The 25,774-nt window shown below is 69.0% G+C and carries 22 protein-coding genes; 9 read left to right on the top strand and 13 right to left on the bottom strand.

Features of this window, described 5'->3' with window-relative positions; genetic code table 11:
• Positions 1–31: 31 nt before the first annotated feature.
• The 3 genes from HEP74_RS15795 to grxC all read right to left on the bottom strand — a co-directional run bounded on the left by HEP74_RS15795 (position 32) and on the right by grxC (position 1,936).
• The gene (locus HEP74_RS15795) at positions 32–1,039 is read right to left on the bottom strand and encodes an isocitrate dehydrogenase (RefSeq protein WP_185813685.1); all 1,008 of its coding nucleotides are present in this window, start codon (positions 1,037–1,039) and stop codon (positions 32–34) included.
• A 175-nt stretch (positions 1,040–1,214) separates the two neighbouring features.
• Positions 1,215–1,628, bottom strand: a complete 414-nt coding sequence (locus tag HEP74_RS15800; protein ID WP_185813686.1) for a carboxymuconolactone decarboxylase family protein — start codon at positions 1,626–1,628, stop codon at positions 1,215–1,217.
• On the bottom strand, positions 1,625–1,936 hold the full coding sequence (gene grxC, locus HEP74_RS15805; RefSeq protein ID WP_179570627.1) for a glutaredoxin 3: 312 nt from the start codon (positions 1,934–1,936) through the stop codon (positions 1,625–1,627). Before grxC ends, HEP74_RS15800 begins: the two co-directional genes overlap by 4 nt.
• A gap of 155 nt (positions 1,937–2,091) precedes the next feature.
• Here grxC and HEP74_RS15810 point away from each other — a divergent pair, with 155 nt between their 5' ends.
• From HEP74_RS15810 to lpxH, 8 genes are all read left to right on the top strand, one after another.
• Entirely contained in the window at positions 2,092–3,735 is a 1,644-nt protein-coding gene (locus HEP74_RS15810) for a M48 family metalloprotease (RefSeq protein ID WP_185813687.1), read from the top strand.
• A gap of 82 nt (positions 3,736–3,817) precedes the next feature.
• The gene (gene phoB, locus HEP74_RS15815; RefSeq protein WP_003468516.1) at positions 3,818–4,507 is read left to right on the top strand and encodes a phosphate regulon transcriptional regulator PhoB; all 690 of its coding nucleotides are present in this window, start codon (positions 3,818–3,820) and stop codon (positions 4,505–4,507) included.
• A 68-nt stretch (positions 4,508–4,575) separates the two neighbouring features.
• Positions 4,576–5,901: a phosphate regulon sensor histidine kinase PhoR gene (phoR, locus tag HEP74_RS15820; RefSeq protein WP_185813688.1), complete on the top strand. Its 1,326-nt coding sequence runs from the start codon at positions 4,576–4,578 to the stop codon at positions 5,899–5,901.
• A gap of 11 nt (positions 5,902–5,912) precedes the next feature.
• A complete protein-coding gene (gene ppk1 / locus HEP74_RS15825) occupies positions 5,913–8,009 on the top strand; it encodes a polyphosphate kinase 1 (RefSeq protein WP_185813689.1) in 2,097 nt (698 codons plus the stop codon).
• A 59-nt stretch (positions 8,010–8,068) separates the two neighbouring features.
• Positions 8,069–9,592, top strand: coding sequence for an exopolyphosphatase (ppx, locus tag HEP74_RS15830; RefSeq protein ID WP_185813690.1), 1,524 nt, complete (start codon positions 8,069–8,071; stop codon positions 9,590–9,592).
• A gap of 154 nt (positions 9,593–9,746) precedes the next feature.
• Positions 9,747–10,877, top strand: a complete 1,131-nt coding sequence (locus tag HEP74_RS15835; RefSeq protein ID WP_185813691.1) for a glycosyltransferase family 4 protein — start codon at positions 9,747–9,749, stop codon at positions 10,875–10,877.
• A complete protein-coding gene (locus HEP74_RS15840; RefSeq protein WP_185813692.1) occupies positions 10,861–11,388 on the top strand; it encodes a phosphatase PAP2 family protein in 528 nt (175 codons plus the stop codon). The genes HEP74_RS15835 and HEP74_RS15840 overlap by 17 nt, the downstream gene beginning before the upstream one ends.
• A gap of 115 nt (positions 11,389–11,503) precedes the next feature.
• The gene (lpxH, locus tag HEP74_RS15845; RefSeq protein WP_185813693.1) at positions 11,504–12,241 is read left to right on the top strand and encodes a UDP-2,3-diacylglucosamine diphosphatase; all 738 of its coding nucleotides are present in this window, start codon (positions 11,504–11,506) and stop codon (positions 12,239–12,241) included.
• A 40-nt stretch (positions 12,242–12,281) separates the two neighbouring features.
• On the opposite strand, the gene HEP74_RS15850 is transcribed toward lpxH, so the two are convergent.
• The 9 genes from HEP74_RS15850 to HEP74_RS15890 all read right to left on the bottom strand — a co-directional run bounded on the left by HEP74_RS15850 (position 12,282) and on the right by HEP74_RS15890 (position 23,441).
• Positions 12,282–12,797 (bottom strand): hypothetical protein, encoded by a 516-nt coding sequence (locus HEP74_RS15850; protein ID WP_185813694.1) that lies wholly within the window; start codon positions 12,795–12,797, stop codon positions 12,282–12,284.
• 174 nt (positions 12,798–12,971) lie between these two features.
• Positions 12,972–14,216, bottom strand: coding sequence for a zinc-dependent metalloprotease (locus HEP74_RS15855; RefSeq protein ID WP_185813695.1), 1,245 nt, complete (start codon positions 14,214–14,216; stop codon positions 12,972–12,974).
• A gap of 307 nt (positions 14,217–14,523) precedes the next feature.
• On the bottom strand, positions 14,524–15,345 hold the full coding sequence (locus HEP74_RS15860; protein WP_185813696.1) for a ferritin-like domain-containing protein: 822 nt from the start codon (positions 15,343–15,345) through the stop codon (positions 14,524–14,526).
• A gap of 22 nt (positions 15,346–15,367) precedes the next feature.
• Positions 15,368–16,834, bottom strand: coding sequence for an amidophosphoribosyltransferase (gene purF, locus HEP74_RS15865; RefSeq protein WP_179570616.1), 1,467 nt, complete (start codon positions 16,832–16,834; stop codon positions 15,368–15,370).
• 28 nt (positions 16,835–16,862) lie between these two features.
• Positions 16,863–17,630 (bottom strand): CvpA family protein, encoded by a 768-nt coding sequence (locus HEP74_RS15870; protein WP_185813697.1) that lies wholly within the window; start codon positions 17,628–17,630, stop codon positions 16,863–16,865.
• 94 nt (positions 17,631–17,724) lie between these two features.
• Positions 17,725–18,768 (bottom strand): SPOR domain-containing protein, encoded by a 1,044-nt coding sequence (locus HEP74_RS15875; RefSeq protein ID WP_185813698.1) that lies wholly within the window; start codon positions 18,766–18,768, stop codon positions 17,725–17,727.
• A 69-nt stretch (positions 18,769–18,837) separates the two neighbouring features.
• Positions 18,838–20,097, bottom strand: a complete 1,260-nt coding sequence (folC, locus tag HEP74_RS15880) for a bifunctional tetrahydrofolate synthase/dihydrofolate synthase (protein ID WP_185813699.1) — start codon at positions 20,095–20,097, stop codon at positions 18,838–18,840.
• A 364-nt stretch (positions 20,098–20,461) separates the two neighbouring features.
• The gene (locus tag HEP74_RS15885; protein ID WP_003470559.1) at positions 20,462–21,106 is read right to left on the bottom strand and encodes a histidine phosphatase family protein; all 645 of its coding nucleotides are present in this window, start codon (positions 21,104–21,106) and stop codon (positions 20,462–20,464) included.
• A 181-nt stretch (positions 21,107–21,287) separates the two neighbouring features.
• Positions 21,288–23,441 (bottom strand): S46 family peptidase, encoded by a 2,154-nt coding sequence (locus HEP74_RS15890; protein ID WP_185813700.1) that lies wholly within the window; start codon positions 23,439–23,441, stop codon positions 21,288–21,290.
• 162 nt (positions 23,442–23,603) lie between these two features.
• Here HEP74_RS15890 and tdh point away from each other — a divergent pair, with 162 nt between their 5' ends.
• Positions 23,604–24,635, top strand: coding sequence for an L-threonine 3-dehydrogenase, zinc-binding type (gene tdh, locus HEP74_RS15895; protein ID WP_179570610.1), 1,032 nt, complete (start codon positions 23,604–23,606; stop codon positions 24,633–24,635).
• A 121-nt stretch (positions 24,636–24,756) separates the two neighbouring features.
• Here tdh and HEP74_RS15900 read toward each other — a convergent pair whose 3' ends face one another.
• On the bottom strand, positions 24,757–25,464 hold the full coding sequence (locus tag HEP74_RS15900) for a TorF family putative porin (protein WP_185813701.1): 708 nt from the start codon (positions 25,462–25,464) through the stop codon (positions 24,757–24,759).
• Positions 25,465–25,774: the final 310 nt, after the last annotated feature.

The raw sequence follows: 25,774 nt of genomic DNA on the forward strand, positions 1-25,774 counted from the left end.
CCCTTTTCTTTTTTGCGATCTTCCGGCGCGCTCAGAGGCGGCTGGCGATGGCCTTGGCGAAGCCCATGGTGTTGCCGCTGCCGCCCAGGTCCGGGGTCAGCCCGTCCTTGGCTTCCAGCGTGGCGACGATGGCGCTGCGCAGGCGCTCGGCGTTCTGCGGCTGGCCGACGTGGTCCAGCAGCTGCGCCGCGCCCAGCAGCAGCGCGCACGGGTTGGCCTTGCCCTGCCCGGCGATGTCCGGGGCCGAGCCGTGCACGGCCTCGAAGATCGCCGCGTCGACGCCGATATTGGCGCCCGGCGCCAGACCCAGGCCGCCGACCAGGCCGGCGCACAGGTCCGACAGGATGTCGCCGAACAGGTTGGTGGTGACGATGATGTCGAACTGCTCCGGACGCATCACCAGCTGCATGCAGGCGTTGTCCACGATCATTTCCTGGAACTCGATCTCCGGGTAGTTCGCGGCCACTTCGCGCGCCACCTTCAGGAACAGGCCGGAGGTGGACTTGATGATGTTGGCCTTGTGCACCGCGGTGACCTTCTTGCGGCCGGTCGCCCGCGCCAGGTCGAAGGCGTAGCGGACGATGCGCTCGGAGCCCTTGCGGGTCACCTTGGCCATCGACACCGCGGTCTCGCCGTCGGCCGACACTTCCTGGCCTTCGCTCAGGTAGGCGCCTTCGGTGTTCTCGCGCACGGTAATCAGGTCCACGCCGGCGCCGAAGCGCGACTTGGTGTTCGGGAACGACTTGGCCGGACGCACGTTGGCGTACAGGTCGAACTGGCGGCGCATGGCCACGTTGATCGAGCTGAAGCCTTCGCCGACCGGCGTGGTCAGCGGGCTCTTCAGCGCGATCCTGTTCTTGCGGATCGAGTCCAGGGTGGCGGCCGGCAGCAGATCGCCGTGCTTCTCCAGGGCGACCAGGCCGGCGTCGGCGTATTCGTAGGTGAGGCCGGCGTTCAGCGCGTCGAGCACGAACAGCGTGGCGTCCATGATCTCGGGGCCGATGCCATCGCCACGAATGACCGTGATTGTCTGCGTCATAGGATTGGGGTTTCCGTACAGAGGGGGAACGCGCCGACCGGAAGCCCGGGCTGCAGGCGCAAGGAGGTTTCACCAGTAATTATGCCCGAAGCCGGTGAAGGTCCCCAAAACCAGGCAGGCGCAAAACGCAGCGCGCCGCCCGCAGGCGGCGCATGCCAGGCCGATCCGGCGCTACTCAGCCGTGCGCGTGTTCCGCCGGCGCAGCGGCGGCGCCTTCCTCGAGCTTGTCGAGGAAATCCACCGCCCGGCGCAGGTGCGGAATCACGATCGAGCCGCCGACCACCAGCCCCACCGAGAAGGTCTCGAAGAACTCGTCGCGCTGCACGCCGGCCTCCTTGCACTGGGCCACGTGGTAGCTGATGCAGTCGTCGCAGCGCAGCACCAGCGAGGCGACCAGGCCGAGCAGTTCCTTGGTCTTCACGTCCAGCGTGCCGGCCTGGTAGGTCTGGGTGTCGAGCGCGAAGAAGCGGCGCACCACCTGGTTCGGCTCGGCCAGGATGCGCTGGTTCATGCGCTGGCGGAATTCGGTGAACTCGCGCAGCCGATCCTGGCCGTCGCCACCCTCGCCGCCCGCCTGCGCTGCGCTCATGCCTGCGCCTCGGGCGCCTGGCCATCGAGCAGCGGCTGCAGCTTGCCGGCGCGGTGCAGCGCCATCATGTCGTCGTAGCCGCCGACATGGGTGTCGCCGACGAAGATCTGCGGCACGCTGGTACGGCGCGCCAGGGCCACCATCTTCTCGCGCTCGGCCGGGTCCAGGTCGATGCGCACCTCGGTCCAGCTGCGGCCCTTGCTCTTCAGGAAGTTCTTGGCCGCCACGCAGTACGGGCAGATCGCGGTGGAATACAGGGTGATCGGCGGGCCGCCGGCCTGGCCGTCATCGGTAGCTTGGGTGTCCACGGGAAACTCCGGGCGAGAAATGGGGTCCAAGCCACTATGGTAGCGGCCTGGTGGATTTTCGAGTCCGCTGCCGCAACACTGCAGATCACACAGGTTCAACCACCCTGGATTCACCCGCCGCCGCCGCGGCACCCCGCCCTGCCCTGGAGCCTCACTTGCGCCCGCTGCCGCTTGCCTTCGCGATCACCCTGGCTACCGCCGCCGCCATCGCGCCGGCGCAGGAGAACAAGCTGCCGGACATCGGCTCCTCGGCCGGCGAGCTGCTGACCCCGGCGCGCCAGGCCGAGTACGGCAAGATGATGCTGGCCGAGCTGCGCAACTACGACTACGTGCTCGAAGATCCGCTGATCGACGACTGGCTGCAGACCATGGGCACCCGGCTCGGCGCCAACAGCGACCAGCCGCAGCAGAAGTACACGTTCTTCATGCTGCGCGACCGCCAGATCAACGCCTTCGCCACGCTGGGCGGCTATGTGGCGGTCAACGCCGGGCTGGTGCTGACCGCCGAGCGCGAGGACGAGGTCGCCGCGGTGCTGTCGCACGAGATCGCGCACATCACCCAGCAGCACGTGCTGCGCGGGGTGGAGCGGGCGCAGCGCGACCAGGTGCCGATCCTGCTCGGCATGCTCGCCGCGGTAGTCGCCGCGCAGCAGGCCGGCGGCCGCTCCAGCGGCGACGCCACCCAGGCGGCGATCGCCAGCGGCCTGGGACTGATGCAGCAGCGCCAGATCGACTACACCCGCTCCAACGAATCGGAGGCCGACCGCCTGGGCATCCGCACCTTGGCGCGCAGCGGCTACGACGTGGACGCGATGGCCGGCTTCTTCGAGCGCATGTCGCTGGCGATGCGCGGCAATCAGGGCGGCTACAGCACCCCCGACTACCTGATGACCCACCCGGTCACCACCACCCGCATCAGCGAGGCGCGGCAGCGCGCCGAACAGATGAAGAAGAACACGGTGACCGTGACCACCAGCGTGCCCGGCGGCACCTTGCGGGAGCGGGTCGATCCCAACGACGTGTCGCTGAGCCAGCCGCTGGGCGCGCCCAGCAATCCGTTGCTGCCCGGGCGCCTGCAACTGCCGTTCGAGACCTATTCGCGCGGCGCCAGCGGCCAGTTCGAGTGGGCCCGCGAGCGCCTGCGCGTGCTCAGCGCCAACACCCCCGCCGATGCGGTCCGCGAGTACGAAGGCCTGCGCCAGGGCAGCAAGCAGGGCCTCAGCGACGCCCAGCGCTACGGCCTGGCGCTGGCCCGGCTGCGCGGCGGCGGCAGCCCGCAGGACGGCATGCAGACCCTGGAAGACCTGCTGAAGGCACATCCGGACAGCTGGTGGCTGAGCCTGGCGGTGGCCGAGGCCGAGTCGCGCAACGGCCACAGCCAGCAGGCCAACCCGCGCTTCGACGCCCTGCTCAAGCGCCTGCCGAGCAACCGCGCGGTGGCGCTGACCTATGCCACGGCGCTGAACGAGCAAGGCGGCCGTGCCGCCGGACAGCGCGCGCAGGCGGTGTTGCGCCCGCTGCTGAGCGCGGCCGCCGACGATCCGGTGTTCCAGCGCACCTTCGCCCGCGCCTGCGAGCTCGCCGGCGACGGCAACCGCGCCGGCGAAGCCTATGCCGAGGCCGCCTACCTGAACGGACGCCCCGAGCAGGCGCTGATCCAGTTGAACAATCTGAAGAAGCGCGACGACCTCGATTACGTGGCGCGCGCGCGCATCGATGCGCGGATTGCCGCGATCACGCCCACGGTGCTGGAGTTGCGCCGCCAGGGCGTACAGGATCCGGATGTGAAACAGCGCTGAAACGCACTGTGGCGGCGGTCATCGAATAGTAATAAAACCGTAGTCTACTGGCGACCTCTCCTCCCAGCCCCACGGTGCCGTCGTGCAGAAACGCATCCTGATCGTCGACGACGAACCCGCCATCCGCGACATGGTGGCGTTCGCCCTGCGCAAGGGCGACTTCGAACCGGTCCATGCCGGCGACGCGCGGGAAGCGCAGACCTCCATCGCCGACCGCGTCCCCGACCTGATCCTGCTGGACTGGATGCTGCCCGGCACCAGCGGCCTGGAACTGGCCCGGCGCTGGCGCAAGGATGCGATGACCCGCGAGGTGCCGATCATCATGCTCACCGCGCGCGGCGAGGAAAACGACCGCGTCGGCGGCCTGGAAGCCGGCGTCGACGACTACGTGGTCAAGCCGTTCTCCGCCCGCGAGCTGCTGGCGCGGATCCGCGCGGTGATGCGGCGTACCCGCGACGACGACGAAGACGGCAGCGTCTCGGTCGGCAGCCTGCGCATCGATGGCGCCGCGCACCGCGTGTTCGCCGGCGACGCGCCGGTGCCGATCGGCCCCACCGAATACCGCCTGCTGCACTTCTTCATGACCCATCCCGAGCGCGTCTACAGCCGCGCGCAACTGCTCGACCACGTGTGGGGCGGCAGCGTCTACGTCGAGGAGCGCACCATCGATGTGCACATCCGCCGGCTGCGCAAGACCCTGGAGCCGTTCGCGGTGGAGAACATGGTGCAGACGGTGCGCGGCTCCGGCTACCGCTTCTCCTCGTCCATCTGACTGTCGCCGTCGCCTGCTATAACCGGCGGACGACAAATTACGATCCATCGCGACAGAGCGCGCTCCCGATGCCCCGCCACATGCGTTACGCCTGGCTCAAGACCCTCGGCACCCTCGCCGCACTGCTGTTGCTGGCGGTGCTGGCCGGCTGGGTCGGCGGTCACGTGTGGATGGCGCTGACCCTGACTTCGCTGGCGGTGATGGGCTGGCACTACTGGCGCCTGCGCCGCGTGCTGGGCCGGCTGACCGCGCGCCAGCGCTGGGAACCGCCGGCCGGCACCGGCGTGTGGAACGAGCTGGACCGGCTGCTGTACCGCAGCCAGGCGGAAATGCGCACGCGCAAGCGGCGCCTGCTGGACATGCTGCGCGCCTACCGCGCCGCCGCCGCGGCGCTGCCCGACGCGGTGGTGGTGGTGGACCGCAACAGCCAGCGCATCCAGTGGTTCAACGAAGCCGCCGGCACCCTGCTCGGCCTGCGCCATCCCGGCGACCTCAACGTGCCGGTGGTGGAACGCCTGCAGCCGATGCCGCTGGCGCACTGGCTGGCCGGCGGCCGCAACGCCGAACCGATGCTGGACACGCCCTCGCCGCTGGACGATCGGCTGCGCCTGAACCTGCGCCTGATCCCCTACTCCGACGACTACTGGCTGCTGGTCGCGCGCGACGTCAGCAAGCTATTGCAGCTGGAGCAGGTGCGCCGCGATTTCGTCGCCAACGTCTCGCACGAACTGCGCACGCCGCTGACCGTGGTGCACGGTTACCTGGACATGCTCGATCCGGAGGATTTCCCCGATTCCGGGCCGATGATCGCCGAGATGCGCAAGCAGTCGCAGCGCATGACCCAGCTGGTCGAAGACCTGCTGACCCTGTCTCGGCTGGAATCGCAGGAACACGCCAACGAAGAGAGCATCGCGATGGCGCCGATGCTGGCCACGCTGCGCCGCGAGGCCGAAGCGCATAGCCAGGGCCGGCACCGCATCGAGGTGCACGACGAGGCCGATCTGGACCTGGTCGGCTCCAACAAGGAATTGCACAGCGCGTTCTCCAACCTGGTCACCAACGCGGTGCGCTACACCCCTGCCGGCGGCGCGGTCAGCATCACCTTCGCCCGCGAAGGCGACGGCGCGGTGCTGTCGGTGCGCGACAGCGGCTACGGCATCCCGTCGCACCACCTGCCGCGCATCACCGAGCGCTTCTACCGCGTATCCAGCAGCCGTTCGCGCGAAAGCGGCGGCACCGGGCTGGGGCTGTCGATCGTCAAGCATGTGCTGGGCCTGCACCAGGCGCGGCTGGACATCGAAAGCGAAGTCGGCAAGGGCAGTACGTTTTCCTGTCACTTCGGCGCCGGACGCGTGCATCCGCGGCACGACCGTGCCACCCTGACCTCCGCCTAACGAGTAACGCCATGCCACGCGCCGCCGCTTTGCCGCCCACGCCAGCACCGGAGGTTCCCAGCGACCCGCTGCGCGACCCGTCGCTGTATCTCAACCGCGAACTGTCGCAACTGGATTTCAATTTCCGCGTGCTGGCGCAGGCGCAGGATCCGAGCGTGCCGCTGCTGGAGCGACTGCGCTTCCTGTGCATCTCCTGCACCAACCTCGACGAGTTTTTCGAGATCCGTGCCGCCACCGTGCGCCACGCACTGGAATTCGGCTTGCCGCCGGCGCCGGACGGGCTCAGCTCGAGCGCGGTGCTCAACACCATCCACGACCGCGCCGCGCAGCTGGTCGACCACCAGTACCGCTGCTGGAACGAAGTGCTGCGGCCGGCCCTGAAGGACGCCGGCATCGGCGTGCTCGGCCGCAACAGCTGGAACGCGCGGCAGAAGCGCTGGCTGCGCGCCTATTTCCGCAACGAGATCATGCCGGTGCTGTCGCCGCTGGGCCTGGACCCGGCGCATCCGTTCCCGAAGATCCTCAACAAGTCGCTGAACATCGTGGTGGTGCTGAAGGGCACCGACGCGTTCGGCCGCGTCGGCCACCTGGCGATCGTGCGCGCGCCGCGCTCGCTGCCGCGCATCATCCAGCTGCCGGAAAGCCTGTCCGAGGGCGGGCAGAGTTTCGTGTTCCTGTCCTCGGTGCTGTCCACCTTCGTCGACGAACTGTTCCCGGGCATGGAGGTGATGGGCTCCTACCAGTTCCGCGTGACCCGCAATTCCGAGCTGGTGGTGGACGAGGAGGAAGTGGAGAACCTGGCACTGGCGCTGCGCGACGAACTGGTCAACCGCGGCTACCGGCCGGCGGTGCGCCTGGAGATCGCCGAGGACTGCCCGAAGCCGATCGTGCGCACCCTGCTGCAGAACTTCGAGTTGCCGGAAAACGCGGTGTACCGCATCAACGGCCCGGTCAATCTGAGCCGGGTCAATCAGGTCTACGACCTGGTACAACGCCCGGAGCTGAAGTATTCGCCGATGAATCCGCGCACGCTGCGCGACAGCGACGGCATCTTCGCCATCGTCGCCGCCGACGACGTGCTGCTGCACCACCCGTTCGACGCGTTCACCGCGGTGCTGGACCTGATCAAGCAGGCCGCGGTCGACCCGCAGGTGCTGGCGATCAAGCAGACCCTGTACCGCACCGGCAAGGACTCGGGCATCGTCGATGCGCTGGTGCTGGCCGCGCGCAACGGCAAGGACGTGACCGTGGTGGTCGAGCTGCGCGCGCGCTTCGACGAGGAAGCCAACCTGGGCCTGGCCGATCGCCTGCAGGAAGCCGGCGTGCAGGTGGTGTACGGCGTGGTCGGCTACAAGACCCACGCCAAGATGCTGCTGATCGTGCGCCGCGAAGGACGCAAGCTGCGCCGCTACGTGCACCTGGGCACCGGCAACTACCACAGCGGCACCGCGCGCGCCTACACCGACCTGAGCCTGATCACCGCCGATGCGGACATCTGCAACGACGTGCATCTGCTGTTCCAGCAGTTGTCCGGGCTGGCGCCGAAGATCCGCCTCAAGCGCCTGCTGCAATCGCCGTTCACCCTGCACCCGGGCGTGCTGCACCGGATCGAGCGCGAGACCAAGCTGGCCCTGGCCGGGCGCCCGGGCCGCATCATCGCCAAGATGAACGCGCTCAACGAGCCGCAGGTGATCCGCGCGCTGTACGCGGCCTCGCAGGCCGGTGTGAAGATCGACCTGATCGTGCGCGGCGCCTGCACGCTGCGCCCGGGCGTGCCGGGCGTGTCGGACAACATCCGGGTGCGTTCGATCGTCGGCCGCTTCCTCGAGCACAGCCGCATCTACTGGTTCGGCAACGACGGCGCGCCGGAACTGTTCTGCGCCAGCGCCGACTGGCTGGAGCGCAACCTGCTGCGGCGCGTGGAGACCTGCTTCCCGATCCTGGATCCGGATCTGGTCAAGCGCATCCATCGCGAGGTGTTGCAGAACTATCTGGCCGACAATCTCAATGCGTGGGAACTGGACGCCAGCGGCGCCTACCGCAAGCTGGCGCCGGGCCAGGACCAGCCGCCGCATTCGGCGCAGCTGACCCTGCTCGACGGACTCTGAGCCACGCCACCTGCGCGCCGATGGACGGCACCCGCCGTGCATCGGCTACCATTCCGCCCATGCCTTCCATCTCCCCGTACACGCCGTTGCGCGATGGCGACCTGCTGGCCGCCATCGACCTGGGTTCCAACAGTTTCCACATGGTCGTGGCGCGGTATCAGCTCGGGCAGCTGCGGGTGGTGGACCGCCTGCGCGAGACCGTGCGCATGGCCGACGGCCTGGACAACAAGGGCGGGCTGTCGGCCGAAGCGCGGCAGCGCGCGCTGGAGTGCCTGGCGCGCTTCGGCCAGCGCATCCGCGACGTGCCGTCGCTGCACGTGCGCGCGCTGGCCACCAACACCGTGCGCCAGCTGCGCTCGCCGCAGGCGTTCCTGATCCCCGGCGAGACCGCGCTCGGCCATCCGATCGAAGTGGTCAGCGGCCGCGAGGAAGCGCGCCTGATCTACCTGGGCGTGGCGCATGCGCAACCGCCCAAGCCGGACCAGCGCCGGCTGGTGATCGACATCGGCGGCGGCTCCACCGAATTCATCATCGGCCGCGGTTTCCAGACCCTGGAACGCGAAAGCCTGCAGGCCGGCTGCATCGCCAGCACGCGGCGCTTCTTCCCCGGCGGCAAGCTGTCGAAGAAGAAATGGAAGGACGCGCTGACCGAGATCGGCGCCGAGTTCCAGCAGTTCGCCGGGCTGTACCGCACGCTGGGCTGGGACGAGGCGCTGGGTTCGTCGGGCACGCACAAGGCGATCGGCGAGATCTGCGCGGCGATGAAGCTGACCAAGGGCGCGATCACCGCCGAGGCGCTGCCGCAGCTGCGCGAACGCCTGTTGCTGGCCAAGCGCATCGAGGACATCGACCTGCCCGGCCTGTCCGCCGACCGCCGGCCGATCATCGCCGGCGGCGTGCTGGTGCTGGAGGCCGCGTTCCAGGCCCTGGGCCTGCAGCGCCTGATGGTGAGCAAGGCGGCCATGCGCGAAGGCATCCTGTACGACATGCTCGGCCGCGGCGGCGAGAACGATCCGCGCGAAACCGCGATCGCCGCGCTCACCCAGCGCTACGGCATCGACGAGGCGCAGGCCGCGCGCGTGGAAGCCACCGCGATGGCGCTGTTCGCGCAGGTCGCCGGCGATTGGGCGCTGGATGCCGACGACGAACGCATGCTCGGCTGGGCCGCGCGCCTGCACGAGCTCGGCCAGGCCATCGCGCACAGCCAGTACCACGTGCACGGCGCCTACGTGCTCGAGCACTCCGACATCGCCGGCTTCTCGCGGCAGGAGCAGCAGGTCCTGGCGACGCTGGTGCGCACCCATCGCCGCAACGTGCCCAAGACCGCGTTCGACGCCCTGCCCGACCGCCTGCTGCTCAGCGCCAAGCGCAAGGCCGCACTGCTGCGGCTGGCGGTGCTGCTGCACCGCGCGCACGAATCCGAGCCGATCCCGTCGCTGGACCTGAAGGCCAATGGCGACGACCTGCACCTGATCCTGTCGCAGCCGTGGATCGAATCGCGGCCGCTGCAGCGCGCCGACCTGATCGGCGAGGTCGAGGGCATGGCGGGGTTGGGGATCAATTTCCGGCCGTTTGTGGCCTGACAGCCGGGATTGGAGATTGGGGATTCGGGATTGGTAGCGGCGCAGTAACTGGCGCGCGGCTAAACGTCCTGGGCCGGCGTCATGATTCCTACATGCGGCGGACATGTTCGCTTCACCGCCTCGCGCGATGCTTTGGCAAACCGGAGCCTGAAGCATGCGCTACGCGATCGTCACCGAGACGTACCCCCCTGAGGTCAACGGCGTCGCGCTGACCGTGCAGGGGTTGGAACTGGGATTGCGTGCGCTCGGCCATCAGGTCGACGTGGTGCGGCCGCGCCAGGTGGGCGACCACGACGGCGATGCGCTGCTGGTGCGCGGTGCGGCGCTGCCGCGCTACCCCGGCCTGAAGTTCGGCCTGCCCGCGCCGCGGCGCCTGGCCCGGCTGTGGCAGGCTGCGCCGCCGGACGCGGTCTACATCGCCACCGAAGGCCCGCTGGGCTGGTCGGCGCTGCGTACCGCGCGGCGCCTGGGCATCCCGATCGCTACCGGCCTGCACACCCGCTTCGACGAATACCTGCCGCAGTACGGCGCCGCCTGGCTGCAGTCGACCGCGCTGCGCTGGATGCGGCGCTTCCACAATCAGGCCGACGCGACCCTGGTGCCGACCCGCGAGCTGCTCGGCTTCCTCGCCGGGCAAGGCTTCGAGCGCGCACGCCTGCTGGCGCGCGCGGTGGACAACCGCCAGTTCGAACCGCAGCGCCGCGATGCGCAGCTGCGTCGCGAGTGGGGCCTGGAGGCGGATGGTTGCGCGGCCCTGTACGTCGGCCGCATCGCCTCGGAAAAGAACCTGCCGCTGGCGGTGCGCGCGTTCCGCCAACTGCAGCGGGTGCGTCCGGAAGCGCGCTTCGTCTGGGTCGGCGACGGCCCGATGCGCGAGCGCCTGGCGCAGGAAAACCCCGACTTCATCTTCTGCGGCGTGCAGCGCGGCGACGCGCTGGCGCGGCACTTCGCCAGCGGCGACCTGTTCCTGTTTCCCAGCCGCAGCGAGACCTTCGGCAACGTGACCCTGGAAGCGATGGCCAGCGGCGTGGCCACGGTCGCCTTCGACTACGGCGCGGCACGCGAATACCTGCGCGACGGCGTCAACGGTGCGGCGGTGGCCGACGACGACGGCTTCGTTGCCGCGGCGGTACGCCTGGCCGGCGACGACGCCCTGCGCAGGCAGCTTGGCGAGGCCGCCTGCGCGGCGATGCAGCAGCTGCGCCCGGAACAGGTCGTGGCCGATTTCGAGGCCCTTCTCGGCGAACTGGCGTACAGCAGGAGGTCCCATGTCGACGCGGCTTGAGATTCTGCGCGGGCACGAAACCCGCTGGTGCCGGCAAGCCAACCATTGGTGCCGGCGGCGTTCGGTGCGGCGCTTCTTCGCGCTGATCAGCCGCCTCGGCGACGGCGTGTTCTGGTATGCGCTGATGACCTTGCTGGTGGTCTGCGACGGCATGGGCGGCGTGTTCGCTTCCGCGCACATGGCCGCCACCGGTGTGGTCGCGCTGAGCCTGTACAAGGGCCTCAAGCGCTGGACCCGGCGTCCGCGCCCGTACGCGGCCGACCTGCGCATCCGCGCCTGGGTGGCGCCGCTGGACGAGTTCAGCTTCCCGTCCGGGCACACCTTGCATGCGGTGTCGTTCGGCATCGTCGCCCTGGCCTACTACCCGTGGCTGGCGCCGCTGCTGATCCCCTTCATCGCCTGCGTGGCGCTGTCGCGGGTGGTGCTGGGCCTGCACTATCCCAGCGACGTGCTCGCCGCCACCGGCATCGGCGCAGCGCTGGCCGGGGTGTCGCTGTGGGTGGTCTTGTAGCGGGGATTGGGCATTCGGGATTGGGGATTCGTAGCAACGGGAGCGGACGCAGCACGCTGGACCTTGCCAATCCCGAATCCCCAATCTCCAATCCCGGCTCCATTACAATGCAGAAATGACCACGCTGTTCATTTCCGACCTGCACCTGGATCCGGCCCGGCCGGCGATCACCGAGCTGTTTCTGGAGTTCCTGCGCGGCGAAGCGCGCGTTGCCGAGGCGCTGTACATCCTCGGCGACCTGTTCGAGGCCTGGATCGGCGACGACACGCCGTCGGAAACGGCCGACGCGGTGGCGCTCGAGCTGCGCGCGCTGAGCGATGCCGACGTGCCGGTGTTCTTCATGCACGGCAACCGCGATTTCCTGCTCGGTGCCGACTACGCGCGCCGCGCCGGCATGCGCCTGCTGCCGGATCCGTGCGTGATCGATCTGTACGCCGAGCCGACGCTGCTGCTGCACGGCGACCTGCTGTGCACCGACGACACCGCTTACCAGGCGTTCCGCGCGCAGACCCGCGATCCGGCGTTCCAGCAGCAGTTCCTGGCGCAGCCGCTGGCCGCGCGCATCGCCTACGCGCAGCAGGCGCGCGCCGCCAGCCAGGCGCGGCAAGCGGAAATGAAGCAAGGCGATCGCGCGCAGTTCGAAACCGTCACCGACGTGGCGCCGGACGAGGTCGTGGCCAGCTTCGCGCGCTACGGCGTGGCGCGGATGATCCATGGCCATACCCACCGCCCCGCGGTGCACACGCTGGACGCCAACGGCCGCAGCTGCACCCGCATCGTGCTCGGCGACTGGTACGAACAGGGTTCGGTGCTGCGCGTGGATGCGCAGGGTTGCCAGTTGCAGCAGCTGTAATCGGCAGCGGTCAGAAACGCACGCACAGAACCCGCGAGCGTTACAGCATGCCGCCGGCGTTGTCGCGCGCACGCTGCGCATAGCCGACGAAATCGCCCTCGGCCACGTCGTACCACAGGATCGCGCCGGAGCGTTCGACCCGGTAGCGATCCCTGACCGGTGCGGTCTGCGGATCGCCCGGACAGCCTTCGCCGTGCTTCTCGCGCACCGCGACATCGATCGCGACGGATGATGCGCTGGCGGCGGGTTCGGCGGTCGCCGACGGCGATGCAGCGGCGTCAGCGGCCGCGGGCTCGGCGTCGGTCTCGGCAAAGTATTGCAGGCACTGCGCATCGGCATAGACATGGTCGGCCGCCAGACGCGTCTCCAGCATGTCCACCGCGCGGGTTTCGTCGAACGCTGCCGCGTGCGCTTGGCCCGTGGCCGGTGCGGTCGCGGGGGCCGACGCGGTCGCCGGCGCCTGCGGCGGTGCGGCCGGCGGATCCGCCGGGCCGCAGCCCATGCTCAACATCGCCAGCGCCAAGGCCGCCGGCAGGCCAATGCTCTTCAACACCATTGCCGATTCCAGGAGTAATGAGCGGTGCGCGCCCGGCGCTGCCGGACACGTCGTCGCTCAGCATAGCCGAAGCCGGACGCCACGGCGTCCGCCCGGCCTGCAGGATCGGCAAGCGGAGCGCCCCGACACAGGCCTGGCGCGGCCTGCATCGGAGCGCCCCTTGAACGCGCTATCTCAGCGGAACGCGGCGACCGCCGCCTTGGTATTGACCAGCACGCGCTGGTTGTCCGCGGTGCTGGCATTGCCCATCGGCACGCCGCCGTAGGAAATGTTCGGGTTGGACCAGTAGTTCAGGCGCGGGCAGCTGACGGTGCAGTTGTAGGCCATGATCGTGCGCCAGTTGTTGCCGTAGCGGTAGCCGTGGCCGTAGGCGTACGGCGAGGTGCTCGAATCGGTGGCGATATCGTGGCGCGCGCTCTGCAGATGGCCGATCTCGTGGGCGAAACTGTAGTAGCCGGTGGCGCAATCCCAGTACACCGCGGCGAACGCGGTGGCCGCGGTCGAGCCGATGCCCGAGGCCAGGCCGCAGTAGCTGCTGTTGTCGATAATCAGCACGCCGACGTCGGCAGCCACGCTGTTACGCGTGGTGTGGATGCTGTCCATGTAGCCGTCGCTGGTGCCGCGGAAGCGGCTCAGGTCGGTGGTGAAGTCGCCGGACTCGGTGTAGCTGGTGGTCTGGTAGCCGGCCAGCTGCATGGTGATGCCGACGTTGCTGTTGGTGTAGCCCTGGTTGGACTCGGCCACCGCCAGTTGCACCAGCGACTGCATGTTGCCGCCATAGCTGGTCACCGCCTGGTTGGTGGCCACCACCAGCACGCGGATGGTCGCCGGCGAGCCGGACGAGGCGGCGGCGGTGGTGGCGCGGTCGTCGACCACGGACTGCGGCATCTGGATGGTCGGCAGCAGCGCGTACTCGGCCGGATGTTCGGCCGGCATGCGGCTTTCGTCGACCTCGACCAGCACGTGGCCGCCGCCGCTGATCGGGCGCAGGTGGAACAGCGTGCCGTTGCTGCGGATGCTGCCGGTGACGGTGTCGCCGCTGCGCACCAGGATCGCCGAGTTCAGCGGATCCAGGCCGGAGCGCGCGCGCGCCTTGGCCGCGGCGGCGTTGCCCAGGTTGCCGTACCAGATGCTGTTGCCGCCTTCCAACCGTTCGGTCCTGGTCTGCGTGGCGGTGACGCGCTGGCCCAGCAGGTCCAGTTCCAGCTGCGCCTGGGTGGCGTCCACCGCGGCGGCGTCCACGCGCACGCTCTGCACCGCGCCGGTGGCGGGATTGGCCAGCACCCGGCTCAACGCGGGCTCGCCGGGGATGGCCTTGGAAATGTACTGACTGCTCTGGAACAGGGGTTTTCCGGCCGCGGAGGCGGAACCGGCGACACACAGGGCAAGCATCGCGGTAAGGCAGCACATCGACTTCATGTCGTACTCCCAGGGGTGGTGAGAAGAGACGGAGCGTCGTCCCTCGCGCAGCAGGCATCGGACATAGCGCACGGGGGATTCCGATTAGCCGCTCAGCCAATGTTCAGCGCAAGCAACAAAGTCGATCGCGTTCCCACTCAGAGATCGCCATTCCAGTAGCACCGTGATCGGCATCCACGCACTGCCCTTTACAGCGCGCGACCGCTCTCATGGGGTGCTGACGCAAGCCAGCGGCGATCGTTGGGAAACCGTCCGCGCCGGTCCGCCGGGTAACGCAGGCCGCCTCGCCACGCGGCAGCGCGCCGCCTCAGCCGGCCTGGCGCTGCAAGGCGAGCAGTTCGTCCTCGTCGAAACCGGCCAGCAGCCGCGCCGGCAGGTTGAACGGGCCGTGCAGGTAACCGCCGGCGTATTCGCGCAGCAGCTCGGCGAAGCGGGCGCGCGGCTCGATGCCGGCACGCGCGCAATACCAGCGGTACCAGCGCGAGCCGGCGGCGACGTGCGCCACTTCTTCGCGCAGGATCAGTTCCAGGATCTCGACCGTGGCCGCGTCGCCGAGCGCGCGCAGCTTCACGATCATGCCCGGGGTCACGTCCAGTCCGCGCGCCTCCAGCACCCGCGGCACCAAGGCCATGCGCGCCAGGCCGTCGTGCGCGGTCTTCTCGCACATCTCCCACAGCCCGTTGTGCGCGGCGAAATCGCCGTAGTCGTGGCCCAGCGCACGCAGCCGCTCGCGCAGCAGCGCGAAATGGCGCGATTCGTCGGCGGCCACCGCCACCCAGTCGGCATAGAACGCGTCGGGCAACCCGCGAAAGCGGTACACCGCGTCCCAAGCCAGGTCGATCGCGTTGAGCTCGATGTGCGCGATCGCATGGATGAAGGCGGCGCGGCCTTCGGCGCTGCCCAGGCCGCGCCGCGGCAGTTCGCGCGGATGCACCAGCAGCGGCCGCGGCGGCCGCCCCGGCATGCGGATCGGTTCGGGCTCGGCGGCGTCCGCCGGCACGCGCAACGCGCCGGCGGCGAACGCGGCAGCGTAGCGCTGGGTCAGGGCGACCTTGTCCTCGGGCGCGCTGGCGGCCAGGCACAGCCGTGCCGCGTGCAGCAGATCCCCGCCGGCTTGCGCGTCGTGCATCCGTGGGCCACGCCAGGCCGCGTCAGGCGCGGCGCTTCTTCTTCGCTTCGTCCGAACGCAACTGCATGATGCGCTCGAAGTAGCCCGGCTCGATGCCGGTGGTGTATTCGCCGTTGAAGCACGAGGAATCGAAGGTCTTCAGTTCCGGGTTGCCCTCGCGCACCGCGGTCTCCAGGTCTTCCAGATCCTGGTAGATCAGCCAGTCGCAGCCGAGGAATTCCTGGATTTCCTGCTCGCTGCGGCCATGCGCGATCAGCTCGTCGGCGGCCGGCATGTCGATGCCGTAGATGTTCGGGTAGCGCACCGGCGGCGCGGCGCTGGCCAGGTACACCTTGCGCGCGCCGGCCTCGCGGGCCATCTGCACGATCTGCCGGCTGGTGGTGCCGCGCACGATCGAATCGTCGACCAGCAGCACCACGCGGTTGCGGAATTCCAGGTGGATCGGATTGAGCTTGCGGCGCACCGACTTCACCCGCTCGACCTGTCCCGGCATGATGAAGGTGCGGCCGACGTAGCGATTCTTGACGAAGCCCTCGCGGTACTTCACCCCGAGCACGTTGGACATCTCCAGCGCGGCGTCGCGCGAGGTGTCCGGGATCGGGATGATGGTGTCGATGTCGTGGTCCGGGCGCAGGCGCAGGATCTTCTCGCCCAGCTTCATGCCCATGCGCATGCGCGCCTTGTGCACCGAGACGTTGTCGATCATCGAGTCCGGGCGCGCGAAGTACACGTACTCGAAGATGCACGGGGTGTGGTCGGTGGGCGAGGCGCAGACTTCGGAGAACAGCTCGCCGCGGCCGGTGATCACCAGCGCTTCGCCGGGGCGCACGTCGCGCAGGCGGGTGAAGCCGAGGATGTCCAGCGCCGAGGACTCGGAAGCGACGATGTATTCGTCGCCTTCCACGCCCTCGCGCTTGCCCAGCACCAGCGGACGGATACCGTGCGGGTCGCGGAACGCCACCAGGCCCAGGCCCAGCACCACGCTGACCACCGCGTAGCCGCCCTTGCAGCGGCGGTGCACGCCGGCCACCGCGCGGATCGCCGCTTCCGGGGTCAGCATGCGCTGCGCGTCCAGCTCGTAGGCGAACACGTTCAGCAGCACTTCGCTGTCCGAATCGGTGTTGATGTTGCGCCGGTCGGCCTCGAACACCTGCTGACGCAGCGCCTCGGTGTTGATCAGGTTGCCGTTGTGCGCCAGCGCGATGCCGTAGGGCGAATTGACGTAGAACGGCTGCGCCTCGTCCATGCCTTCCGAGCCGGCGGTGGGATAGCGGCAATGGGCGATACCGACCCGGCCTTCCAGCACCGCCATGCGCTTCTCGTCGAAGACGTCGCGGACCAGGCCGTTGGCCTTCTGCACGCGCAGACGGGTGCCGTCGGCGGTGGCGATGCCTGCGGCATCCTGCCCGCGGTGCTGCAGCACGGCCAGGCCGTCATACAGTTGCGCTGCGACATTCTGATTGCCGACGATTCCGACGATGCCACACATTTGAACGCTCTCCGCGGCGACTGCGCCGCTATTGGGAAGGTGGCCGTGCCTGGCCGTTGGATTCGACCCGTGCCGGGTCGTTTGCTGCCGGACGCGCCTGCGCCGGATCGATGTTCGCAGGCAGGACCTGGTTCGGATCGCCGCCGGGCTGCGCGGATTGGGCCCCCGGACGCCCCAGGGCCTTGGACATCACCTCCTGCAGGCCACTGGCCGACAGGGCGTTGCCCAGGGCGGCATTATCGCCTGCCAGGGGCAACTTGCCCAAATCCATCTGAGGCATGTTCATCTGCTGCAGGTTCATCTGCGACATGTTCAGTTGCGGCATCTGCGGCATGCGCCAGTCCGGCAGCTGCGCGCGCATCCAGTGCACGCCGGGGCTGAGCACCGGCAGCACCACCGACTGGCGCCAGGCCGGCTCGCGGGTCAGCGGGGTGAAGCTCATCAGCAGCACCAGCACCGCGGCGAAGAACCCGCCGCGCAGCGTACCCAGGCCGAAGCCCAGCGCGCGGTCGGTGCCGGACAGCGCGGTGGCGCGCACCGCGCTGCGGATCACCATGCCGGTGATGCCCACCACCGCCATCGTCACCACGAAGGTCAGCGCGTAGCCACCCAGATAGTAGGTCATGCTCGGATGCGCGCCGTCGGCCAGCCAGCGCCCGGCATCGCCGCCGAACTGGAAGGTGGCCCAGCCGGCCAGCAGCCACGACAGCGTGCCGACCACGATGCCGACGAAGCCGCGCAGCGCGCCGAGCAGCGCCGAGACCAGGATCACCGCAAGCAGCACCATATCGATCATGCGCGCCTCCCGCGGCCGCACCGCGCCATGGCGGCACAACGCCGCGATTCCCTTCCCTGGTACATGCTTGCGACTCCGTGGGCCGACGCCCGGTTCAAGGGTGTGGACGTACCATACCGCTGATGCCGACCTTGGATGCGACCTGCGCGCGCAGCTGTTCGGCATCGGCGCGGTTGGCGACCGGGCCGACCCGCACCCGGTTCAAGGCGCCCTTGTCGGTACGCACCTGTTCGACGAAGGCGCTGAACCCGGCGGCGCGGACCTTGTCGCGCAACGCGTTGGCATCCTCGGCCTTGCCGAACGCGCCCAGTTGCACGGCGAAGCCGGTGCCGGACGCGGCCGGTACGCTCGGCACGCTCGGGGCAGGCTTGGCCGCCGCGACCGGAGCCGGCGTCGCCGCCGGCTTGGCCGGCTCGGGCTTGGGCTGTTCAGGCTTGGGCGCCGCGGCGACCGGCGGCTTGGCCGCGGCCACCGGCTTGGCCGGCTCCGGCGGCAGGGTTTCGGTCTTGGCCGGCGCCGCGCTCGCGGCCGGGGTCGCGGCGGTGGCCACCGAGGACGCGCTCGGCGCGTCCAGGGTCACCACCTGGGCATTGACGTCGTTGCGCACCTTCACCGCCTGCAGCCGCACCGACTCGGCCTGGGCGCGGTCGGCATACGGGCCGATGCGCACACGCCAGGCCTGGCGCCCGCCGATCGTGGCCGCCTCGCGGAAGCCCGGCAACTGCGCCTGCTTGAGCCGCGCGATCACCGCATCGGCGTCGGCCTGGGTGGAATAGGCGCCGAAATTGACCGCGTAGTTGCCGGCGGCCACGGTCGGCGGCAACGCCTGCGCGGCGCCGCCGGCCGCTGCCGGGGTGGCCAGATCGGCGGCGTCGGGGTTGTCCTGCACCGGCGCCGGCGTCGCGGCCGGCGCGTTGGCCATGCCCACGGCACCGCCGCTGGGCGCGTCGCCCGGCGTCACCAGCGGCAATTCGCGGGTCTGGAACTGGCCGTCGGCCGGAGCGTCCGGGGCCTTCAGCGGAACATTGGCGACGCCGCTGTCGGGCGCGGGGCCCTTGACCAGCATCGGCAGGAAGATCACGGCGAGCGCCACCAGGACAAGGGCGCCAATCAGTCGCTGTTTCAGGACGGTATCCACGGAAAGCTTGAGGGGGCGGCATGGCGGAGTGCCGCAGCGATTATAAGGTCGGGCCGGCTGCCGGCGGGGTCAGCCGGCTGAATGCAGCCAGTGCAAGGCGTCGGCCGCGGTATGGAACGAGCCGAATACCAGCACCCGGTCGCCTGGCCGCGCCTGCGCCAGGGCCTGCTGCAGCGCCTGCGCCACGCTGTCGGCGAGGCTGGCAGCGGCGGCGTCGGTACCGGCCAGGCGCGCCTGCAACTGCGCGCCGCTCTGGCCGCGCGCGCCGGACAGCCCGGCCAGATGCCAGGCAGCGACCTGCCCGGCCAGCGCCTGCACCACGCCGGCCGCGTCCTTGTCGGCCAAGGCGGCGAACACCGCGTGGGTGGCGCCGGCGCAAGGCTGCGCCTGCAGCGCCGCGGCCAGCTCGCGCGCGGCCTGCGGGTTGTGGCCGACATCGACCAGCACCTCCACCCCGTCGTGCACGAACGGCTGCAGGCGTCCGCGCAACTGCGCCGCGGCGATGCCCTCGGCATAGGCGGTGCGCGGCAAGGCCTTGCGCAGCGCGCGCAAGGCGGCGATGGCGGTGGCGGCATTGGCGCGCTGCACCGGGGCGCGCAGCTGCGGCGACGGCAACTCCAGCTCGGTGCCGACGTCGCGCCAGCGCCATTGCGCGGCGTCGATCGGCTCATGGAAGAAATCGCTGCCGGCGCGGATCGCGTTGGCGCCGATCGCATAGGCGCGGCGCAGCACGCTCGACGGCGGATCGATCTCGCCCAGCACCAGCGGTTTCCACGGCCGCGCAATGCCGGCCTTTTCCGCGCCGATCGCCTCGCGGTCCGCGCCCAGCCAGTCGGTGTGGTCGATATCGACGGTGGTGATCACCGCCACGTCGGCATCGATCAGGTTCACCGCGTCCAGGCGCCCGCCCAAGCCCACTTCCAGCACCGCCAGGTCCAGCTCGGCCTGCTGGAACAGCCACAGCGCGGCCAGCGTGCCGTACTCGAAATAGGTCAGCGGGGTGTCGCCGCGCGCGGCCTCCACCGCCTCCAAGCCGGCCACCAGTTGCGCGTCGCTGGCCTCTTCGCCGCCGATGCGGACGCGCTCGTTGTAGCGCAGCAGGTGCGGCGAGGTGTAGCTGCCGACGGTCCAGCCGCCGGCGCGCGCGATCGCCTCGACGAAGGCCACGGTCGAGCCCTTGCCGTTGGTGCCGCCGACGGTGATGACTTTCTTCGCCGGCCGCGCCAGGCGCATGCGCGCGGCCACCGCGCGCACGCGCTCCAGGCCCATCGCGATGTCCTGCGGGTGCTGCTGCTCGATGTAGGCGAGCCATTCGGGGAGGGTTTTCATATGTGTATTTTCAGCCTTTCGACGAGGCGCGTTCGATCACCCGCCCACCTCTTGGAAGCAACAGCTTTCGCGCTGACGCGCGAGTCACTTTTCTTTGCTTGTGCAAAGAAAAGTAACCAAAAGAAAGCACACCCGGGCGCCGCGCCCTCCGCGCTTCGCGCTCCGGGTGCGCACGTGGCCTGGGCATTTTTCGAAGGCACATCCATGTGCCTACGAAAAACGGCGCGCATCGTGCGCGCCGCCCCTTCGGGGTTTTCGCCCAGACCACGTGCCGCGGCTCACGGGACCCGAAAAGCGAAGCAAAAGCAAAAACGTGCACTGGGTTGGTACTCGGAGCCGCAATCAAATTCGCGGATTTCGCCGCCTACAGCGCCCGGTGCTTGGCCTCGCCGAAGAACGGGGTGTGGTGCGCGCAGTCGTTCAGGCGCACCACTTCCAGATGTTCCACGTCCGGGCCTTCGAGCAGGTTCAGCGTGGTCGGCGCCTGGCGGAAGCTCCACAGCTTGGCGATCGGCAGGCCCAGCACCCGGCACAGGATCACCCGGTTGACCGCATCGTGCGCCACCACCAGCAAGGTGTCGTACTCGCCCAGGCCCTCGGCGGCACGGGTCAGGCCGCGCCAGGAACGGTCCAGCACCTGGCGCAGCGACTCGCCACCCGGCATCAGCACCGTGTCCGGCTCCTCGCGCCAGGCGCGCAGCCGCGCCGGATCCTTGTCGTTGATCTCGCTGGCGAGCAGCCCTTCCCATTCGCCGTGGGCGATCTCCTGCAAGTCGGGATCGGTCAGCAGCATCGCCTCGCGCTCCGCGCCAAGCGCGTAGCGGGCCGTGCTCTGCGCGCGCGACAGCGGCGAGGCCACCGCGCGGGTCAGCGGCACCTCGCGCAGGCGCGCGCCGAGCGCCTGTGCCTGCGCCTCGCCGACCGGCGACAACGCGATGTCGATCTGGCCCTGGTAGCGGCCTTCGGCGTTCCACGGGGTTTCGCCATGACGAGCGAGCAGGATGCGCATGCGGTGGAATTCCGTTGGGAGAGAGGTTGCCGTCTCGCGAACGAAAACGGAGCGGCATGATACCTGCTCCGTCGCCGGAAACCCCCGAACCGCATCCCGCTCCGCCGCCGCAACCGTCGCCGTTTAGCGGAGGGCAGGCCGCGCGGTGGCGGCGGTCGCGCGCTGCCGCCGCGCCATCCGGTTACTGCTTCAGATTCAACTCCTTCAGCAGCCGCGGCGCCGGCGCCACTTCCTGCATGATCCAGTGCAGGTAACGCGAGTCGACCGCGATCATCCGGGTCATGGCCGGGTCGAACACCCAGTTGGAACTCACCGATTCCCAGTTGCCGTCGAACGCCAGCCCGACCAGCTTGCCCTGCGCATCGAGCACCGGCGAGCCGGAGTTGCCGCCGGTGATGTCCAGGTCGGACAGGAAATCGACCGGCACCGAACCCAGCCGCTTGTCCTCAAGCCCGCCGTAGCGCTTGGCCTTGGCCGCGTCGAGCAGGGCCTTGGGCGAATCGAACGGATCGGCGCCGGTGTCCTTGGCCAGCACGCCTTCCAGCGTGGTGAACGGGGTGTAGGCCACGCCGTCCTTGGGCGCATAGCCCTTGACGTTGCCGAAGGTGATGCGCAACGAGGAGTTGGCGTCCGGATAGACCGACTCGCCCTGGCTCTTCTTGTAGTCGGCCAAGGCCTGCAGGTAACGCGGGCGCGCCAGCAGTTCCTCGCCTTCGCGGCGCTTTTCCTCGTGCTCGATCTGCAGCAGCGCCGGCATCAGCGCCACCGCATAGCGCAGCGCCGGGTCGTCGCTGGATTCGAACGCGGCACGGTCGGCGCGCAGCCACTTCAGGCGTTCCTCGGTGCTGCCCAGCTTGGTGCCGGCCAGCCGCGCGGCGGCGGCCTGCGCATCGGCGCCGGCCAGCCACTGGTCCAGCGCCGGCAGCCGCTGCGCCTTCGGCAGCTTCAGGTACTGGTCGAACCAGTAGCGCTGCAGTTGTCCGTCCATCGACGCGACGTAGCGGCGTTCCATCTGCTTCTGCGCGCCCTCGATCTCCGGCAGGTCGCGTTCCTGGTAGCCGGGCTCGCGCTCGGCGTCGGGCTTGGCCCGCTCGATCGACACGCGATACAGCGACAGCGCGCTGCCGAGCACGCCGGTGCGGCGCAGCTGGCGCAGGATCAGGTCGCGGTCGCGGGTGGCCTTGGCCTGCTCGTCCAGCGCCAGCAGCTGCGCATGCGCCTGCAGCGCCGCTTTGCCGTCGCGGCCCTGGCGCTTGAGCCAGGCCAGCACCGCGCGTTCCTCGGCCTGCTTCTGCGCGGCCGCGTCGATGCGCTTGAAGCCTTCCAGCTGCCCTTCGTAGTTCTTGGCGACGTTGTTCCAGCTGGCCATCGTCGCCGCGTACTTCACCTGGATGTCCGGGTCCTGCTTGCCGGCCTGCTCCACCAGCGCGATCAGGTCACGGTACTGGCGCGCGGCGGTGGGATAGGCCCAGCTGGCGGTGGCGTCGAATTCCGAGGCCAGCGCATAGCGGTTGGTGCGGCCCGGATAGCCGGCCACCATCACGAAGTCGCCGGCGCCAAGCGGCTGGTCGGCGAACTTGAGGAAATGCTTGGGCTGGTACGGCACGTTGTCCTTGGCGTAGGCCGCCGGCTTGCCGTCCTTGCCGACATAGGCGCGGTAGAACGAGAAATCGCCGGTATGGCGCGGCCACATCCAGTTGTCGACGTCGCCGCCGAACTTGCCGATGCCCGACGGCGGCGCGTAGGCCAGGCGCACGTCGCGGATTTCCAGGGTGCGGAACAGCCGGTAGGTATTGCCGCCGGCGAAGCTGTACAGCTCGCAGCGGTAGCCGGCCTCGGCTTCGCAGGCCGCGACCTGGGCCTTGTCGAACGCCTCCAGCGCCTGGGTGCGCTTGAGCGCGTCGCTGCCGGCAGCGGCCATCGCGGTCTTGGCCTGCTCGGTGACATCGCTGATGCGGTCGAGCACGTAGATGCGCGCGTTCGGCCCGGCGCTGAGCTCGGCGCCGTTGCTGGCCGCGCTGAAGCCGTCGCGGATCAGGTTCTTCTGCGGCGTGGAATTGAGCTGGATCGCGCCGTAGGCGCAGTGATGGTTGGTCACCACCAGGCCCTGCGGCGACACGAAGCTGGCGGTGCAGCCGCCCAGCGACACCACCGCGCCCATCGGATCGCCGGTCAGGTCGGCCAGTTGCTGCGGCGACAGCTTCAACCCGGCCTGCTGCAGCTGGCCGGCGATATCCGGCAATTGCTGCGGGACCCACATGCCTTCGCCGGCATGGGCGGCCGGGGCACAGGCCAGGGTGGCGACGACGGCGACAGCCAGCAGATTCGAGCGCATCGAATGGATTCCTTCGCGACAGGCATGAAATAGACGTTAGATTGTAACGAATGCAACCGACGCCACGACCATGACCAACGGCACCCCGCACGCGCCGCAACATGGCCGCGCCTGCGGGCGGCTTATACTTCGCGCCCTCTCAACCCCGAGTCTTGCACCGCCATGGCGCAAACAATGAAGGCGCTGGTCAAGCGCGACGCAGCCAAGGGCATCTGGCTGGAACAGGTGCCGGTGCCGGTGCCCGGCCCCAACGAAGTGCTGATCAAGCTGGAGAAGACCGCGATCTGCGGCACCGATCTGCACATCTATCTGTGGGACGAATGGAGCCAGCGCACGATCAAGCCCGGCCTGACCATCGGCCACGAGTTCGTCGGCCGCATCGCCGAGCTCGGCTCGGCGGTCAGCGGCTATCAGGTCGGCCAGCGCGTCTCGGCCGAAGGCCACATCGTCTGCGGGCACTGCCGCAACTGCCGCGGCGGGCGCCCGCACCTGTGCCCGAACACGGTCGGCATCGGCGTCAACGTCAACGGTGCCTTCGCCGAATACATGGTGATGCCGGCCTCCAACCTGTGGCCGATCCCGGACCAGATCCCGTCCGAGCTGGCCGCGTTCTTCGATCCGTACGGCAACGCCGCGCACTGCGCGCTGGAGTTCGACGTGATCGGCGAGGACGTGCTGATCACCGGCGCCGGCCCGATCGGCATCATCGCCGCCGGCATCTGCAAGCACATCGGCGCGCGCAACGTGGTGGTCACCGACGTCAACGATTTCCGCCTGAAGCTCGCCGCCGACATGGGCGCCACCCGCGTGGTCAACGTCGCCAACACCTCGCTGAAGGAGGTGATGGCCGACCTGCACATGGAAGGCTTCGATGTGGGCCTGGAGATGAGCGGCAACCCGCGCGCGTTCAACGACATGCTCGACTGCATGTACCACGGCGGCAAGATCGCCATGCTCGGCATCATGCCGCGCGGCGCCGGCTGCGACTGGGACAAGATCATCTTCAAGGGCCTGACCGTGCAGGGCATCTACGGCCGCAAGATGTACGAGACCTGGTACAAGATGACCCAGCTGGTGCTGTCCGGCTTCCCGCTCGGCAAGGTGCTGACCCACCAGCTGACCATCGACGAATTCCAGAAGGGCTTCGACCTGATGGAAGAAGGCAAGGCCGGCAAGGTGGTGTTGAGCTGGTGAGGTCCGGCGCGGCGGCGATGCCGCGCTGCGCTGCCAGGACCGGTGTCATCGGCCTGGCGATCGCACAAAAAAGAAGGGCGCCGCAAGGCGCCCTTCTTCGTTGGCGACGGTGTTGCGCGGATCAGAACGCGATCGTGCCGGAGACCGCGAAGCGGTGGTCGGCCAGCTTCTCGGTGAAGTTCTGGTTGCCCTTGTCGTCGGTGTCGTAGTAGCCCACGCTCAACGCCAGCGGACCGACCATCTTGCCGACACTGACGCTGTAGTCGGTGTAGTCCTGGTACTGCGTCAGCGCGCTGGCATAGGTGGTGCGGCCGACGTGCGCGCCGATGCTGAAGTCGTTCGGCAGGCTCCAGTTCCCGTCCAGCGCGTAGTAGAAGCTGTCCTCGTCCAGGTTGTAGACGTCGTCGGTATACGCCACGGTCAAGGAGTAAGTCTTGAGGAACTTGGTCTTGGTGATCAGTTCGTTGTAGTTCGACTTGCCGGAGCCCGGATAGCCGTAGCGGTTGACCATCACGTCGAAGTTCCAGTCCGGGGAGAAATCGACGTTGTAACCGATGAAGCCGTCCACTTCCCAGTCCGGGTCGCCGGCGCCGAAGTCGACGTTGGAGCCCCAGGTGCCGACGTACAGGCCGAACGGCGAGGTGTAGGTGACCCCGGCCTGGAACGCAGGGCCTTCGTTGGTCTGCGAGACGCCGCGGAACACGTAGTCGCTGACCACGCCATAGGAGCCGGTAATCGGCGAGGCAGCGGCCTCGTCCTGGGCCAACGCACTCAGCGGGGAGGCGGCCAGCGCCACGGCCAGGGCGACACCAAGCTTGATCTTGTTCACCGGTAATTCTCCTACGAGTTGACGAGGGGGGTGGTTCCAGCGTGCGCTGCAATGCTGGCTTCACACTTTTTTAACCGGTTTTTTCTTGCAGTGCAACACTTTCAAGACAAACCAAGTCATCGCAGGCCTTGCAGCTGTGCGCTTCGGGTCAGGCTTTGTCTACGTGATGCGCCCGCGGCCAGCCCAACGTCCAGGGCATGGCTGCTTTTCATTTGCCACCGGCAGAAACCTTGTGGGAGCGACTTCAGTCGCGACGGGCCTTCCCGGTAACGCCCGTCGCGACTGAAGTCGCTCCCACAGCAATGCCGCC

Source organism: Xanthomonas sp. SS, from assembly GCF_014236835.1.
Taxonomy (GTDB): domain Bacteria; phylum Pseudomonadota; class Gammaproteobacteria; order Xanthomonadales; family Xanthomonadaceae; genus Xanthomonas_A.